Genomic DNA, 15232 nt, shown 5'->3' with positions numbered 1-15232 from the left:
ATTCTGGTCTCATCGCAACAAGAAGCCGGCGTCACGGTTCATACAGTTCCAAAAGACGATCTGGGCTCAGTGAAGACAGATTTTGCTACCGTGTCCGGGACGGCATCAGGCGGCATGCTCAGCGATAGTATTCTGGATACAACTCTGATTGGAGGGCAAGGGGACGACATTTTGATCGCTGGGGCAGGTGCAACAACAATGTCAGGAGGTGCAGGTTCCGACATTTTTGTGATACAGTCGGGAAGTGGGCTGACCACGATCTCAGATTTCAACCAGGTGTGGATCGGTTGGACATGTTCGACTATCTGCTTTTACGGTCACCTCAACAATTGACTGTAACTAGCACCGCGCAAGGTGCTCGGATCGAATACCGTGATGAAGTGGTTGACGTCCACTCGGCCACTGGTGGGCCGCTGTCGGCTAGCGATGTTTTTGGCACTGGGTTTGAAGGGCCCGATCACATTCCAGTCGATTTCGGGAATTTCGGTGGTTTGACACCTGATAGCTCCGATGGTTTAGCTGGGCCCGTTTCTGTAAACAGCGAAACAGCTAATTCAGGTCTTTCAGATGCAGAGATCAGGTTTACGCCTGACGGTGGTGGTACAGTCTCTCCCACGGCTGATGAGCAAGGTATGTTCCATGTGGACCTCCCAGACGGAACATACCCTGGTAGGTTGGACGTCATCAATATTACTCCACGGCCAGCAACGAAACCGATGCTCTGGACGCATAGAAGGTCCTGCGCATTTCCGTGGGTCTGGACCCAACATGGGGTTCAGCAACGACTGAAAACCTGATTGCCGCCGACGTTAACCAGGACGGGTCCGTCAACGCATTAGATGCGCTTGCGATCCTTCAGGTTGTAGTCGGAGAACCCTCGGCACCCGATCTGCAATGGGTTTTCCTGGATGAAAATTCAGACTTGTCGGGGGTCAGTACAGACAATGTCGACTATGAGGCGGGTGCTCACGTGGTTGCTGTAAATGGGGTAATTGATGCGGATATGACATCTATTTTGCTGGGCTATTTGGAAGCCGCATGAACTGTGCAACGGTCGTTGATAACGTCTTGATCCTGGCATCTCCTGGCTTTGTCCCATGCTCAAGCCTGCTGCGCTGGTGTCAGACAAGCAGGCTTTGGCAACAGCAACCGGTTTCAGGTGCGCAAGTTACCGCGTCATGAAACACCCCCAGAAGATAAGTTCTAATACTCTTGATGGGAGGCTGGTATTGCAAGTACGTCGTCGGACGATCACTGTTGCAACAAAGCAAAAGGGTAGAATTGTCTGGCGTTATTGTCCGCACTTTGCCGGTTGTAATTCCGCGCCTTGATCAAGAAAAGCCGAGTTGGTATCTGTGATTCGTATCGACTGGCTATGTTTTGAACAATTCGGCAAAGTCGAAACCAACTACGAGCAGGAGGTGTAGCGTTCGAAAGAACGTCAAGCGTGGTTCAGCGCTGGAAATATTCATAGTACCCTCAGAAAAACAAGCTCGGGCCCCAGGGCCATCAAATCAAGGTAGTCCCTAAAATGTTCCACGATCTCCGCGAAAAATACTTGACCACGGTCGCTCGTACTCTGGACGGTACGATCTACGAGGACCCGCCAATTTTGATTGGTGATACCAAACCGGACTACAACCCGGTGAACCGTGAACATGGATGGGATTGGCCATCTGTGGCGTTCACAATGGTTGGCAGCAAGCGTCTGGCTAACGTACGCACTTTGGTCGAGTCGGTTATTGGAAACAAAGTTCCGGGAGATTTTGTGGAAACCGGGGTTTGGCGCGGCGGTGCGAGCATTTTTGCCAAAGCTGTACTCTTCGCATACGGCATAAATGATCGTCGCGTAGTTTTGTGCGACTCCTTCCAGGGTCTTCCTGAGCCGAATGAAGATTTGTATCCCCACGACAAGGGGTCGGATTTTCACAAATACGATGCTTTGGCAGTTTCTGCAGATGCGGTCCGTTCCAATTTTGGAAAATTTGATCTTCTGGACGATCAAGTTGTTTTCATCGAAGGCTTTTTCAAAGACACGATGCCTTTGGTCCCAAGCAAGCAAATCGCGGTTCTTAGACTTGATGGTGACATGTATGAATCGACGATAGATCCCTTAAAGCACCTTTTTGGAAAAATCTCGAAAGGTGGTTGGATCATTGTGGATGATTATCACGTCGTTCCCGCCGCCAAGGCGGCCGTGCATGACTATTTCGACGAAATCGGATACACACCCCCAGCAATTCATGAAATCGACGGCGTTGGCGTGTTTTTCCAAAAAACTCGATAGTACAAAAACAAAATGTGATGGGTTCTTTGGTAAAACGCAAAGAACCCAACGAACTTACTGTTTCTTGGGTAACGCATCGTAGGTTGCCTGAAGATAGGCAAACCCATACCGTTGATCCGGTTCAAGATGTGTTCCTTCTGCCCATTCATTCCATGCGTTGATGAAGACGATTTTTTCGTCAGCGCTGTATTTTTCCTGCGTTAGGACCTGATTGCCCAAATGAGCTGTCCAGCGTTTGTAAGCTTCAATCGAAAACCTGCCCATAATGCGCGGCGCATCCTGATTGCGGGCTGTATTGTCCCAGGAAAGCGTTGATGACCGGAACAGCTTATAATCCGGTTCACTCTTGCCAAGTTCTGCGTCAACCACGGCGTCATAGTCCAAAATAGCCCCGGTGAACTCGGGGTTGTAAACGCCCATCTCATCGGTGATGTCGGTGCGCTTCACCTGATGGGGCGGAAACTCCATCGCGGCATCAAAGCCAAGTTCCTGAGGGTCCCCGATGTCAAAGGTCTGGGCTGCTACGAGATAAAGATCAGTCTCGCCCCAGCGTTGCGCCTCTTGACGCCAAGCCTTTGTTGTCTCCTGAATGTCAGGAATAATATTCGCTCGATAAACGATGAACACAGGTCTACCGTCTATCCGGATGTATCGCGGGTCGTCAAAATACTTACGGATGTGACGCAGAAGGTTTAATGAATCTTCTATTGAGTGGTTCTGCGAAATCAGTACATCGTGCTCGCGCCCGTCCCAGCGGCGTGTCCAGTTTTCGTTTGCCCAAGTCAGGCAGAAGGGTATGTCAACATCAGGGGTGTTCAGCATTTTCTCTAACGGATCCTCCATCAGAGTTTTTCCAGCAAACCAGTAATAGTAATAGGAAAAGCCGCCGATCCCGTATGCTTTTGCTATCCGGGCTTGTTCGACCATGATTTCAGGCACTCGCAAGTCGTAATAGCCCAAGTGGATAGGGCAATGCGGTTGGTAGTGGCCCGGAAAGTTCGGGATCGCCTTGCCAACATTGGTCCATTCCGTGAAACCCTTGCCCCACCATTCATCATTTTCCTTGAACGGGTGAAACTGCGGCAAGTAATGTGCAATTGCCCGCACCGCTGGTTCAGCTTTTGGTTGCGGATCGAATGGGACAAACTCATCACCTCGAACGGCACTCTCAAAGCCTTGCCGACCCAGATGCTGATTGTGTGTGGTTGCTCGTCTGGGGTCTCTTTTTTTGGCAGAGTTTCGAAACCTCCGAGCGGTACGTGATGAAAGAGGGGGGCTGAGTTTCGAAGCTGCCGAAAGCACATAGAAAAGCAGGGTATCTTTGATAGGCATAGATATTCTCATACTCAAGCGCTTCGGTGCTTCCGGTCAACAGATGTCTTTCTAAGCTTTGGACTAAACCAACTTAAGCTCACTTAGATGCATCAACACTTAACATGCAAACGACCCACTCTCTGTATTTATTTTGTGTGAGACTTTGCCAGCCATTCTTTAAGCAGCCGACCGCTGACCGTATCACGTAAAAGTCGAAATGCTCGTTTGGGCAGCGACTTGTTCGCACCATACGGTACTGGTTTTGCAGCACCTTTGGTGCTGTCACTCCGCTGCGATTCTTTTGGAACACCAACATGTGTCCAACCCGTCAGCTTGGACCCCAGAAGAGCGGATTGAGTCGCGTCCAAGAACGCGTGCCCAAACTCTCGATCAGGCTCCAGATGGCATCCTTCTGCCCACTCGTTCCAGGCGTTTACGAAGACCAATCTCTCTTGACCCGGAAAGTCCTGAGCTGTTTGCCGCAATGCGCTCGACAACCAGTATTCGTAATTTTCAGGGGTTCCGTTCAACACAACCATCGCGTTTTCCTTGCGCCGGGCTGTATTATCCCATGACGGAAAAACCGAGCGGTAAACGTTGTTTTCCGGCCCATACTTGTGGCCAAGATACTGTTCCGCGATCGTTGAGAAGTCGACGCACAACCCTTCGAATTCTCCGTGCAGGTCCACCTCTGCTGATAAATTCGGCACGTTGATCCCATGCGGTGGGAACTCAACACCGGAATCAAACCCGAACGAGGCGTAATCCCAGTTTCGATGTGTCAGCGCACAGGTGAGGTGAATTTTTGGAATCCCGACAGACGCGCAATAGTCACGCCAAACTTGCACGGACTTGAGAGCATTTTTCAGATGCTGAGGGCGGTACACGATCAGAATGGGCGCACCGTCTATGGTGATGTAGCGTGGGTCGCGAAAGAACGGTTCGATCGATTTGATGAACTCCAGATCATCCTCGGGCGCATACTTTTGTGCGATCAATATCTCATGTTCAGCAGCATCCCAGCGGCGCGTCCAGTTTTCGTTTGCCCAGCACAGGCAAAAGGGCATGTCGCTGTCTGGGTCCGCAAGCATTTCATCGACTGGGCGTTCAAGCAGGCGTTTGCCTGAAAACCAATAGTAATGGTAGCAGAACCCATCAATACCGCTTGCCTTGGCCATTTCGATTTGTTCAAGCCGGGTTTCTCGAACCCGCAGATCATAATAGCCAAGATCGCTCGGGAAGTGCGGCTGGTAATGTCCGGTAAAAAGCGGCTTTGCCTTGGTTACATTTGTCCACTCGGTAAAGCCTTTACCCCACCATTCGTCGTTCTCCGGAATTGGATGAAACTGAGGTAGGTAGTAAGCAATCGTACGGATATTTTCGAATTCACGATTGGCATTTTTAGAGGCCATTACTTCTTCAACCCCAAACGCCGTGCAAGTGACTTCTTTTTCTTTTTGGCCAAAGGGCCGGGTTTGATGATCTCGTTAGAGTTTGCTGCACCGATTGTAGACTGAAGGTCTGAGTCTTCAGACACAGGCAGACCCGCCATCATGTTCGTCCACAAGTCTACTGTCTCTTGATCGGGTCGCTCAACGGGGAGATTCATCAAGTAGAGGTCGTTCTCGGCGCGCTCTTTCGGAACGGATCGGCTGATCACCTGAAAAACGTGGGAAAAGCGGTTCCGCTGCAAGGCGCTTTGCACGTCATTTGGCAGACGGCTCCAACGGTGGCAAAACTCCGTCATTTCCGGGCTTCGCACAACAAACTCGGCCTGTTCGATGCTCATTCCTTGCGAAGCAAGCAGTTGCTGTACGTTTTTTATGCCGAAGAACCGAATATGCGTTCGGTCCAGCAGGCCCCAATCGCGGTACTCAAAGTCTTCGTCAACTAAACATCCAGCGACAGCGGCGTGGCCAACATGCGGCAAAGAAAGGATTACAGATCCGCTGTCGTTCAACAGAGATTTCATGCCTGACAGGACAGACCAGGGATCGTAAACGTGCTCCAAGACATCTGCCGCTATAACATAATCAAACAACCCGTCTTTTTCACGCACCACGTCGCTCCATGCGGCATCGTTTAAGTCCATCGGGTACACTGAACGCGCAAAAGGCTTCAGTTTTTCGATTGCAGTGGGATCGATTTCAAGCGCTACAACGTCACAGTCCAATGTTCCGGAAAGATGCCGTGTGATCGAGCCCGGTCCAGCGCCAATCTCGAGAACCTTTGATCCTGGTTTCACCATTCGTAGCACACGAGCCGGCGCCACATCACTGTTCATGTCAATGTCGTATTCGTAGGTGTGTTTTTCGCTCACAATATTACTTCCGTGACGCTGATATCGATTTACAATATGGCTGCTATATCGTTTGGGTTTATTCGGCAATCCCAGACTCTACAAGTAAGTGTCAGTCTCGATGTGGCACCTCCAGATTGTCTTTGTAGAACCTCCGACACCTTCGCACAGATATTCAGGAACGACAATGTCTGCGCTACAGCATTCCAATGCCACGGGGGTGATCTGCGCGCATTTTTGCCAACAATTACCTCAAGATGGTATGACACACGCAACCTTTCCGCAACGGTAGCAGCAGTCGTAGTGCTCAACATTGCTCAAACCGGGTTCGGCGCACATTTTTGATGCCATTTACCGCTTCACACTGGCGCTCGCGTTTAGCTTATGGATGCGTCCTTTTTCGCCACTAAAACCAAATTGGAACGACGCTTTAGTACAATTTGTATAAGGCGTTATTGTATCAACACGGTTATTTTGTGTTCAGAATAGCGCGTACAAAAAAGTGAAGTTTCAGAAATGGGGTTGACCCGACTGGTGTTTAAGATCACGTACCGCACAGTTTTGATAATAGTTAGCAGGCGCATTTGTCACAGATCACCATCATAAGTGTTTGCTTTAACAGCAGCAGTGTTTTGCATGACATGCTGGGTTCCATCCCGGACGGCGTGAGCACGATATTGGTAGACAACGCCTCAGACGATGTCGAAGCAGTACAGGAGCTGGCCGATGCGCACGGGGCTACATTGCTTAGAAACAAAGAAAACAAGGGGTTTGGTATTGCCTGCAACCTAGGTGCTGAACGTGCGCAATCTGATCTGATTCTGTTTTTGAACCCTGATTCCATACTCTTGGCAGGGGCATTGGACGCCATGCAGGCAGGTGCGGATCGTTACCCCACCGCATCTGCGTTTAATCCGAGGATCCTAAACAAATCCGGAAAACCGAGTTTTCGTCGTTCCAGTGTTATTACGCCACGCAGTGAAGCGCTGCGCACTAAAAAGGTTGACGGTGATCTGGAACTCCCGGTTCTTCTCGGTGCGGCTCTGTTGGTTCGTCGTTCCGCTTTTGAAACTGTTGGGGGGTTTGATCCGGAAATCTTTTTGTACCACGAAGACGATGACATAAGCCTTAGGCTCAAGGCCGTTTGTGGTCCGTTGTACTATCTTCATGATGCGCAAGTTACGCATGTTCAAGGCACTTCTTCGCCCAGCAACGCCGCAGTTGCCGGATTGAAGGGGTTCTTTATGGGGCAATCGCGAGTGTACGTGGCTCGGAAACACAACGTTCCATTTGCTTTCCCCCGAGCGCTTGCAACCGCACTTTTGCAGATGCTGTCGCCGGTCGTGTTGTTTTCAGCCCGAAAGCGTTCAAAACAACGTTCATTTTTGCGCGGAGTCTGGCAGAGCCGAAGCGTTCGCCCGGTTCCTTTCAAGTCCCACTCAGCGTGAAACCGGGCACCAATAACGCATTCGTCTGTTGAAGATAATTCAAGAAGCCCAAAAGAATGCTGTGGACCGCAAACGCAGTCCGACTGGCGAATGCCGAGGCTTTCTGCGTTAACACTCCGATGTCACGTCGGGGATTTCGCTTCTAGTCCATCAATTGTTTCAGATAGACACCATAAGTGGACTTGGCAAACAGTCGCGCGCGTTCTTCAAGCGCTTCATTGTCAATCCAGCCGTTTGCCCATGCGATCTCGTCCAGGCTTCCGGTCTGCATACCTTGACGCGCTTCGATGGTCCGTACGAAATTGCCCGCGTCCAACAATGAGCCATGCGTGCCGGTATCCAGCCACGCAAATCCACGCCCCATGGTCTGTACGTCCAGCAAACCTTCTTGCAAATACATCTCTAGAAGCGATGTAATTTCCAATTCTCCGCGCTCTGAAGGTTGCACTTCATGTGCTCGCGCCGGAGCGTCTCCGTCCAAGAAATAAAGACCAGTTACTGCATAGTTCGATGGCGGAACTTCGGGTTTCTCGATGATCGCACGTGCTTTCGAACCTTCGAAATCCACGACCCCATAACGTTCGGGATCGGCCACGCGATAGGCAAAGACAGTCCCCCCGCGTTTCAATTGGTCCGCTTCCAGAAGAAGGTCGGACAGTCCGTGCCCAAAGAAAATATTGTCGCCCAAAATCAGAGCGGATGGAGCGCCAGCCAGAAAGTCTTCGGTCAGAGTGTAAGCTTGTGCAAGGCCGTCAGGGGACGGCTGAACAATCCAGGTGATCGAAAGCCCGTACTGACTGCCGTCGCCCAACATGCGTTGGAACTGATCCTGATCCTGAGGTGTAGTGATGATCGCAATCTCGCGGATTTGCGCGAGCATCAGAACACTCAGAGGGTAGAAAATCATTGGCTTGTCATAGATCGGCAGCAGTTGCTTGGAAACCGCCATGGTGATCGGATAAAGCCGGGTGCCGGACCCTCCGGCAAGAATAATGCCTTTACGTTGCATGCTCTTTCCTTTCAGGGATCAGCCAGTCGCTGAATTCAGCTCGCGCAAAACGTCGCTCAGACCGGTTTTCCACTCCGGTCTACCAATTCCAAACACAGCGTTCAGGCGATCACAGTTCAAACGCGAATTCAGTGGTCTTGGGGCCGGGGTAGGGTAGTCCGTCGAGGGGATGTCTTCGATCTGAGTTGTCAAGCCCGACTGCACAGTGATTTCGCGTGCGAAGTCCGCCCAGCTGGCATCAGGAGCGCCGGAAAAATGAAATAGCCCGCCTTCAGTACCCGCGTTGCTTTTCGCCATAACAAGAAGAGCATCGGCAATATCAGCTGCGGGTGTTGGTCCGCCGATCTGGTCGGCAACAATTGTCAATCTGTCGCGGGTCTCAGCAAGTCTGAGAATGGTTTTGACAAAATTATTCCCATGGGCCGAAAAAACCCAACTGGTTCGCAGAATGGCGTGCCATCCTCCCGCTTGAGCGATCTGGCGTTCTCCGTCCAACTTAGTTTTGCCGTAAGCGCCTAAAGGTGCTGTTGGGTGATCAGTTGTCCAAGGGGATGTGCCAGATCCTTCGAATACGTAATCCGTTGAGATATGCAGAAAGGGCAGGCCCCGTTCCGTGGCTGCGCGCGCCATTGCTCCGGGCGAGTCTGCGTTAACAAGTTGCGCAAGATCGAGGTCTTCTTCGGCCTTGTCCACTGCTGTGTATGCCGCAGCATTGATAATGACGTCGGCATCAGTGCCTTGGATAGCTTCCGCACATTGCGGAGGGTTCGACAAGTCCGCCTTGGTGCGATCCAGCGCCTCAACCTCTATACCATGGCTGTCTGCGCGGCGGCGTAGTTCGGTCGCCACTTGGCCACTATGGCCGAATATCAGCGCTTTCATTTGCCAGTCCCCAAGCGTTTTCCTACACCGCTGCGTGCTTGCAAAGCGTTCAGCCAGTCTGTGTTGTCCAGATACCATTGCACGGTTTGCTCAAGCCCGGTTTCAGGGGTGTATGACGGGCGCCAGTTCAGTTCCTCGCGGATACGGGCCGGGTCGATGGCATAACGACGATCATGACCCGGGCGATCCGTAACAAACGTGATCAGATCGCTGTAGGGCGCAGAGCCCGGTTTCAGCCGATCCAGGATTTTGCACAGCATCCTGACAAGGTCGAGATTGGTCATCTCGTTTTCGCCGCCGATATTATAGCTGCGACCAAGTTCGCCTTTTTCCAGCACCAGCAACAACGCTTCGGCATGATCCTCGACATGCAGCCAGTCACGAATGTTGTCACCTTTCCCGTAAATCGGGATCGGCTGCCCGGACAAAGCGTTCAGGATGACCACGGGTATCAGCTTTTCCGGGAACTGGAATGGCCCATAATTGTTTGAGCAATTGGTCAGAACCACCGGCAGCCCATAAGTTTCCAGCCAAGCGCGGACCAGATGATCTGACCCTGCTTTCGAAGCAGAATAAGGCGAATTTGGCTGGTATGGGCTGTCCTCAGTGAAAAAACCGGTCGCCCCCAATGACCCGAACACTTCATCCGTTGAAATGTGGTGGAACCTGAAACTTTCTGGTCGCCCTGCGCTCTGCCAATAGGCGCGCGCGGCCTCCAGCAAAACATATGTGCCGGTAAGATTTGTGTCGATAAAAGCCGCAGGACCATCAATCGAACGGTCCACATGGCTTTCTGCAGCCAAATGCATGATCGCATCGGGACGGTGCTTGTCCATAATGGCAGACATCGCCTCGGCGTCCCGAATGTCAGCGTGCTCAAATGCATAGGCCGGAGAATCGGCAACTGAGGCAACATTATCCAGGCATGCAGCATATGTCAGAGCATCGACATTAATGACGGAATGACCATCTGAAACAGCGCGTCGAATAACGGCAGAGCCAATAAAACCGGCGCCACCTGTAACAAGTATTTTCATTGCCCGGCCTCAAACACAAAAGGGGAGTCCAAATCACGAAGGCAAGGGGCAACCTTGTCTTTTTCGGAGAGTTGGGGAGCTGAGCTACTGCTCGGCCAATCTATTCCGACATCGGGATCATTCCACAGAAGAGCACCTTCCGTTTCCGGCGCGTAGGTGTCGGAACACTTGTAAACGATCTCGGTATCCGGCTCCAGGGTCACGAAACCATGTGCAAAACCCGCAGGCACCAACAGCATGCGTCCGTTCTCAAAGCTCAACTCCTCGCCAACCCATTTGCCATAGGTTGGAGACCCTTTTCGTATGTCCACGGCAACGTCGAACAGCCTGCCGCGTCCGCAGCGTACCAGCTTGGCCTGCGCCCGGGGTGGGGCCTGGAAATGCAGCCCTCGTACAGTGTTTACTGCGCTGGAGAGCGAGTGATTGTCCTGAACATACGGTGTGACTATGCCAGCAGCGGCAAAACTGTCTGCATTGTAAGTTTCTTCAAAGAACCCGCGATGATCGCCAAAACGCCTCGGGGTAATCAACTTCACGTCCGGAATGGAAAGCGCGACTATTTCCATCGTTGCTAATTTCTTCTCTTTAAGCGGTTTTTAGTTCCAAGAAGCTATGTCACATATGGTTTGGATTCACCACATCCCATGTTCCAGAATAGGCAATATTTGGCTGTAGAGTCATGTTCCAGAAGACTTATGTTTATGTCTGCCTTGTTGGCGCGGTTGTTTGCTTAGGCCAATGCGGGGTCAAAAACGCGATTGCGCGAGTGTTGGTGGTGGCATGCGATGCCGCCATTTCAAGTTAGAGACGTCAATCTGATCCGGCGCATTTTGCCATAGCAAAGAGATGCGCATTCGGGTGTGAGGATCGCCAAGACGTTTTGACCCAGCGATTCCCACATCTGATGCTATCGCGCATTAAGGGATATCCACACTTCGCGCTATTACCGTGTGTTTGTTCAGTCACTTCCGGGGCCGTGAGGCCCCTAGAGAAGGAAACCATCTTCCTCGAACAAAGTTGCAATCAACGGTTCGACGTCTCTATCTCCTGCGTTCTCTGGAATACTGAACCATTTAAAGTCGACTTGACCGTCGACGCCGGGCAGCATCGAGCCCCCAGCACTGAGCGCTTCCACCAGTGTATAAATATCCTCAGCGTCTGCATCAGCAGTCATTTCGGGTGCAAACTTCAAAAGTTCGGTGGTCTCGTCCCAATCCGTCAGGTCCAAAGCCTGAGCTACAGACGCCAGTTTCGGCTCGACGGACGCTGTCGTTGCCAGCTTAGGCAGCGCCTTTCCGATTGTACCGCTGCCATCGATATCGGCGCCATAGAAGGTTTCGACACTTGAGACGTCGGGGATAATAACGCTTGTCTGAAATTTGCCAGAAGCATCGACGGTCCATTCACCATAGACACCACCGGCACTTTGCCAGAGAACTCTGTAGCCTCCGCCCGATGCTGCTTCGGCCTGAATGGCTTGCCAGCCGGCGATGCTGTTGGGTCCGACCAAAGCGTCGTCAGCATCGGTCAAATCGATGCTTCCACCGATCACATAGACACCACGTGTGGAATACCCAAGTGTGGTGGAGCCATTGGATTCGATATTTGTCGTGAAATGGCCGATTTGACCATCGGAGTTCAGGTCGACACCATAATTTGCTTCAACGTCCCTGACATCATCGATGACACTGCTGCTTTGCAGTCGACCAGAAGCATCGACGGTCCATTCACCATAGACACCACCGGCGCTTTGCCAGAGAACTCTGTAGCCTCCGCCCGATGCTGCTTCGGCCTGAATGGCTTGCCACCCGGCAATGCTGCTGGGTCCGACCAAAGCGTCGTCAGCATCGGTCAAATCGATGCTTCCACCGATCACATAGACACCACGTGTGGAATACCCAAGTGTGGTGGAGCCATTGGATTCAATGTTGGTCGTGAAATGGCCGATTTGACCGTCGGAGTTCAGGTCGACACCATAATTTGCTTCTACGTCCCTGACATCATCGATGACACTGCTGCTTTGCAGTCGACCAGAAGCATCGACGATCCATTCACCATAGACACCACCGGTGCTTTGCCAGAGAACTGTGTAACCTCCGCCTGATGCGGCTTCGGCCTGAATGGCTTGCCACCCGGCAATGCTGTTGGGTCCAACTGTGGTGCCATCACCCAGAGCAAGCTCGATGGTGCCATTTATGAGATACACGTTTTGCGTTGTGGACCCGAGGGTGGTAGATCCATTGGATTCGATATTGGTCGATGTGTGCCCGATCGTACCGTCATTATTCAGATCAGCGTTGTAGAACGTTTCCAAGCTTACAACATTGCCGACAGAGTTGCTGCCTTTGAATTGACCGCTGCTGTCGACGACCCATTCAAGATATGTTCCGTCACTATTCTTCCACAACACACGGTAATCTCCGCCGGATGCTTCGGCCTGAATAGCTTGCCAGCCAGCGAACGAAGCCGCGCCTACTGCTTGGCCATTATAAATCAGCCCCAGATTGGAACCACCCGAATCCACAACGTAAAGGCCCTGTGCTGCGTGCTTTAGCGTGGTGCCCTGGTTGTCGATATCTGTGAGCTGCATTGCGGTTTGGATGCCCGCCCGGGTGTATTGCTGTACCCCATCCAAAAACTGGACTAACTCTACGTCGTTGGCGATTGTGAACGAAACTCGCGATACGACATCGAGAAATTCATAAGTGCTTCCGTTGTCGATAAACAGATATGTGCTGATGGCGCTGACGAACCTGACGGTATCCGTTCCGGTCCCTCCGGTGAATGTGCCGCCGTTACGAGTCACGACGGCCGTGTCGTTACCTTCGTTTCCAAAGACCTGATCGGCCCCGGACCCCATGGCAAGATAAATCGTGTCGTTGCCTAAGCCACCGTAGATCGTGTTGTTGTTGGTTCCATCTGACACCGAGTATATTCTGTCGTGTCCAGCATTCCCCCACAGAGTATTCTGAGCGGTATTCCCTACGATAACATCTGCGCCTGATCCGCCCGACGCATTCTCGATGACAACGCCGTGCGCAATTGTAAAACCACCCCTTACTCCCGTCGCGTGAGAGACGACTCCGCCGCCGGTGTCGCTGTAGTCCAGCGTGGCGGGCCTTAAGTCGATCCAAGAATCCGAGCTGCCAACATGCTGAATGGTGTCATTCCCACCGGTGTCCCAAATTGCCTGGTACCCGGTGCCCGCAAAGTTGGCGTAAGGCAGGACAAAGGTATTGTCCCCGCTGTTGTACGTTGTGTTCGCTCCATACATCGCCTGTAACGCTGCAATATCAAACGCTCCAAGTCCGGTAGAACCTCCATAAGTGGCCGTTAAACGCAGGCCACCGTTCTGAGAGGTCCAGCCGTCATTATATGACATTACGGTGTAGACACCCTGATTGAGGTTTCCGACCCCAAAAGAGTTAAACGCTGAGGTCACGCCGCTCATTATCGTTGTACCCAGGCCGGTATCATGTGGGTGGCCTAACCCCAGTGCGTGGCCCAATTCATGAATAAGGGTAGTAAAGAAGAAGCCACCTGGATCACCGTTACCGCCAAGGCCAGAATTGGCTTGCCAAAATGCGGTGTTGTAAGCGCCCAGCGATGGGCCAAAAAATGGCGTATAATGAAATCCAAGGGTTCGGGAGTCGCCGAAATAAGAACTCGGCGCGATGATTTCCACTATGTCAGCACTTGATACGTTAGTTGTTTCTATAAACGAAATATTCGTTACCGCTTCTATCGCAGCAAGAGCTTCGCGAAACTCGGCTTTATATGCTGACGTCCAGGCTTGCGAACCGAAATCGGCCCCAAACGCATAAGTTATCTGCGTCGCAGTGGACGGATTCCCGTCACCATAGGCAATACTACCCTGTATTGCACTAAGTGGGGAGCTTGAAGGAGGGGGAGTTACAAATGTAGTACCAAGCATTTCACAGCCTTGAATTTCGCTGGGTTTGTTCGCGTTCTAGTTGCTCGACTAAGTTGTCCTAAATGTGGCAAGCCCCGTAAAACACGAAATAAAAGTCAGGAATTCGCCTCAAAGTTTGGCAACGGTTTCCTTGAATTAGGCCACCTTTTTAGCAGGACGCCCGGTGTTACTGAACAGTATTTGTTCACATGCCGCAGTTTTTTTCAGCTTCTGCGGTTTCGTGATGTTACGGCGCGACGAAGCGTAACCGTTTGGAAGGCGTCGTAACACCTTTCGGTCAGCAAATCAGCCATCAACCTTCCCACCGGTTCCGGGGATGGCTGTTGCTCCGGCCAATCTCTACGGCGTCACCAAGTGCTATGGGGAAGCCTTGTGTTCGCTTTATGCGACTCGGCACGGCATATCCTGCGTCTCCTTGAGAATAGTGGCGTTCGAACCTGCGGACGGCCCGCGACTTGAAACACTGCGTGACCTCAGCGCGTGGCTCAGTCATCGTGACGCGACGCATCTAATTGACCAGACGCTTCAAGCCGAAATCAAAGGAAGCTTTATTGCGCACGGCATCTCTAACAATCGATTTAAGCGGCTTGATCTAACCGAAACTTGCAAAGTGCTTGGATACGCACCGCAGGACGACGCGTTTTCGACCTTTCCGATGCCATCCGCTTAAAGCCGACATTCGTGCAATGTGCAGCATCGGTTAAAATGGGCTCGAAGCGGACTTGCGGCGCTGCAGCAGGTCGCGTTCGTACCCAGCCCCGAAAGCAGATATTGAAAAAGTCGAGACAATCTCTCTGTTTCAATGGCATGGTCCAATGCGACGACATTCGATTTTCGGAAGCTGTCGTTTTGCAAAAATCAAGTTGATCGACTGCTCAGAGCCCGAAGTGGCCATTGCTGAGCTTCGGGCCAACGTCCGCTTGTCGGCGGAGGCAGACGCTATTGCATGACCTCTGCTTCAACTGTTCACTGTTGAAAAACTCCGCTACGGCATCTATCGAAACCTTTACTGCCTTGGACTT

The 15232-nt window shown here is 51.8% G+C and carries 13 protein-coding genes; 5 read left to right on the top strand and 8 right to left on the bottom strand.

The annotated features are described in order from the left end of the window. The first annotated feature begins 114 nt into the window (after positions 1–114). From GS646_RS20700 to GS646_RS20690, 3 genes are all read left to right on the top strand, one after another. Positions 115–333, top strand: a complete 219-nt coding sequence (locus tag GS646_RS20700; protein ID WP_217352363.1) for a hypothetical protein — start codon at positions 115–117, stop codon at positions 331–333. Between the two features lie 418 nt (positions 334–751). Beyond that, positions 752–1042: a dockerin type I domain-containing protein gene (locus GS646_RS20695; RefSeq protein ID WP_171648131.1), complete on the top strand. Its 291-nt coding sequence runs from the start codon at positions 752–754 to the stop codon at positions 1040–1042. Positions 1043–1531: 489 nt separating this feature from the next. Continuing rightward, the gene (locus GS646_RS20690) at positions 1532–2287 is read left to right on the top strand and encodes a TylF/MycF/NovP-related O-methyltransferase (protein ID WP_171648133.1); all 756 of its coding nucleotides are present in this window, start codon (positions 1532–1534) and stop codon (positions 2285–2287) included. Between the two features lie 54 nt (positions 2288–2341). On the opposite strand, the gene GS646_RS20685 is transcribed toward GS646_RS20690, so the two are convergent. From GS646_RS20685 to GS646_RS20675, 3 genes are all read right to left on the bottom strand, one after another. Continuing rightward, the gene (locus GS646_RS20685; protein ID WP_216600482.1) at positions 2342–3394 is read right to left on the bottom strand and encodes a glycoside hydrolase family 99-like domain-containing protein; all 1053 of its coding nucleotides are present in this window, start codon (positions 3392–3394) and stop codon (positions 2342–2344) included. A 353-nt stretch (positions 3395–3747) separates the two neighbouring features. Continuing rightward, on the bottom strand, positions 3748–5013 hold the full coding sequence (locus GS646_RS20680; RefSeq protein ID WP_171648135.1) for a glycoside hydrolase family 99-like domain-containing protein: 1266 nt from the start codon (positions 5011–5013) through the stop codon (positions 3748–3750). Further along, positions 5013–5921 (bottom strand): class I SAM-dependent methyltransferase, encoded by a 909-nt coding sequence (locus GS646_RS20675; protein WP_171187854.1) that lies wholly within the window; start codon positions 5919–5921, stop codon positions 5013–5015. Before GS646_RS20675 ends, GS646_RS20680 begins: the two co-directional genes overlap by 1 nt. 563 nt (positions 5922–6484) lie before the next feature. Here GS646_RS20675 and GS646_RS20670 point away from each other — a divergent pair. After that, on the top strand, positions 6485–7348 hold the full coding sequence (locus tag GS646_RS20670) for a glycosyltransferase family 2 protein (RefSeq protein WP_174839936.1): 864 nt from the start codon (positions 6485–6487) through the stop codon (positions 7346–7348). A 142-nt stretch (positions 7349–7490) separates the two neighbouring features. Here the strand turns inward: GS646_RS20670 and rfbA are convergent, their stop codons facing one another. The 5 genes from rfbA to GS646_RS20645 form a co-directional block, all read right to left on the bottom strand. Continuing rightward, positions 7491–8357 carry a glucose-1-phosphate thymidylyltransferase RfbA gene (gene rfbA, locus GS646_RS20665; RefSeq protein ID WP_171187856.1) on the bottom strand — a complete coding sequence of 289 codons (867 nt, stop codon included), beginning with the start codon at positions 8355–8357 and terminating at the stop codon, positions 7491–7493. An 18-nt stretch (positions 8358–8375) separates the two neighbouring features. Next, positions 8376–9239 (bottom strand): dTDP-4-dehydrorhamnose reductase, encoded by an 864-nt coding sequence (gene rfbD, locus GS646_RS20660; RefSeq protein WP_171187858.1) that lies wholly within the window; start codon positions 9237–9239, stop codon positions 8376–8378. Beyond that, positions 9236–10276, bottom strand: a complete 1041-nt coding sequence (rfbB, locus tag GS646_RS20655; RefSeq protein WP_171187860.1) for a dTDP-glucose 4,6-dehydratase — start codon at positions 10274–10276, stop codon at positions 9236–9238. The genes rfbD and rfbB overlap by 4 nt, the downstream gene beginning before the upstream one ends. Continuing rightward, positions 10273–10842, bottom strand: coding sequence for a dTDP-4-dehydrorhamnose 3,5-epimerase (gene rfbC, locus GS646_RS20650; RefSeq protein ID WP_171187862.1), 570 nt, complete (start codon positions 10840–10842; stop codon positions 10273–10275). The genes rfbB and rfbC overlap by 4 nt, the downstream gene beginning before the upstream one ends. A 419-nt stretch (positions 10843–11261) precedes the next feature. Then, positions 11262–14210, bottom strand: a complete 2949-nt coding sequence (locus GS646_RS20645) for a M10 family metallopeptidase C-terminal domain-containing protein (protein WP_171678535.1) — start codon at positions 14208–14210, stop codon at positions 11262–11264. 316 nt (positions 14211–14526) lie between these two features. Between GS646_RS20645 and GS646_RS20640 the strand changes: the two genes are divergently transcribed. After that, positions 14527–14880: an NAD(P)-dependent oxidoreductase gene (locus GS646_RS20640; RefSeq protein WP_171185268.1), complete on the top strand. Its 354-nt coding sequence runs from the start codon at positions 14527–14529 to the stop codon at positions 14878–14880. Positions 14881–15232: the final 352 nt, after the last annotated feature.

Source organism: Ruegeria sp. HKCCD4315, from assembly GCF_013112245.1.
Classification (GTDB): Bacteria; Pseudomonadota; Alphaproteobacteria; order Rhodobacterales; family Rhodobacteraceae; genus Ruegeria.
The sequence above is the reverse complement of the archived record's forward strand: the minus strand, read 5'-3'. Positions and strand labels throughout refer to the sequence as shown.

Excerpts from the sequence above, each read along its gene's own strand:
- GS646_RS20700 (WP_217352363.1), top strand. The coding sequence starts at position 115 with ATGCTCAGCGATAGTATTCTGGATACAACTCTGATTGGAGGGCAAGGG.
- GS646_RS20690 (WP_171648133.1), top strand. The coding sequence starts at position 1,532 with ATGTTCCACGATCTCCGCGAAAAATACTTGACCACGGTCGCTCGTACT.
- GS646_RS20680 (WP_171648135.1), bottom strand. The coding sequence starts at position 5,013 with ATGGCCTCTAAAAATGCCAATCGTGAATTCGAAAATATCCGTACGATT.
- rfbA (WP_171187856.1), bottom strand. The coding sequence starts at position 8,357 with ATGCAACGTAAAGGCATTATTCTTGCCGGAGGGTCCGGCACCCGGCTT.
- rfbD (WP_171187858.1), bottom strand. The coding sequence starts at position 9,239 with ATGAAAGCGCTGATATTCGGCCATAGTGGCCAAGTGGCGACCGAACTA.
- rfbB (WP_171187860.1), bottom strand. The coding sequence starts at position 10,276 with ATGAAAATACTTGTTACAGGTGGCGCCGGTTTTATTGGCTCTGCCGTT.
- rfbC (WP_171187862.1), bottom strand. The coding sequence starts at position 10,842 with ATGGAAATAGTCGCGCTTTCCATTCCGGACGTGAAGTTGATTACCCCG.
- GS646_RS20645 (WP_171678535.1), bottom strand. The coding sequence starts at position 14,210 with ATGCTTGGTACTACATTTGTAACTCCCCCTCCTTCAAGCTCCCCACTT.
- GS646_RS20640 (WP_171185268.1), top strand. The coding sequence starts at position 14,527 with ATGGCTGTTGCTCCGGCCAATCTCTACGGCGTCACCAAGTGCTATGGG.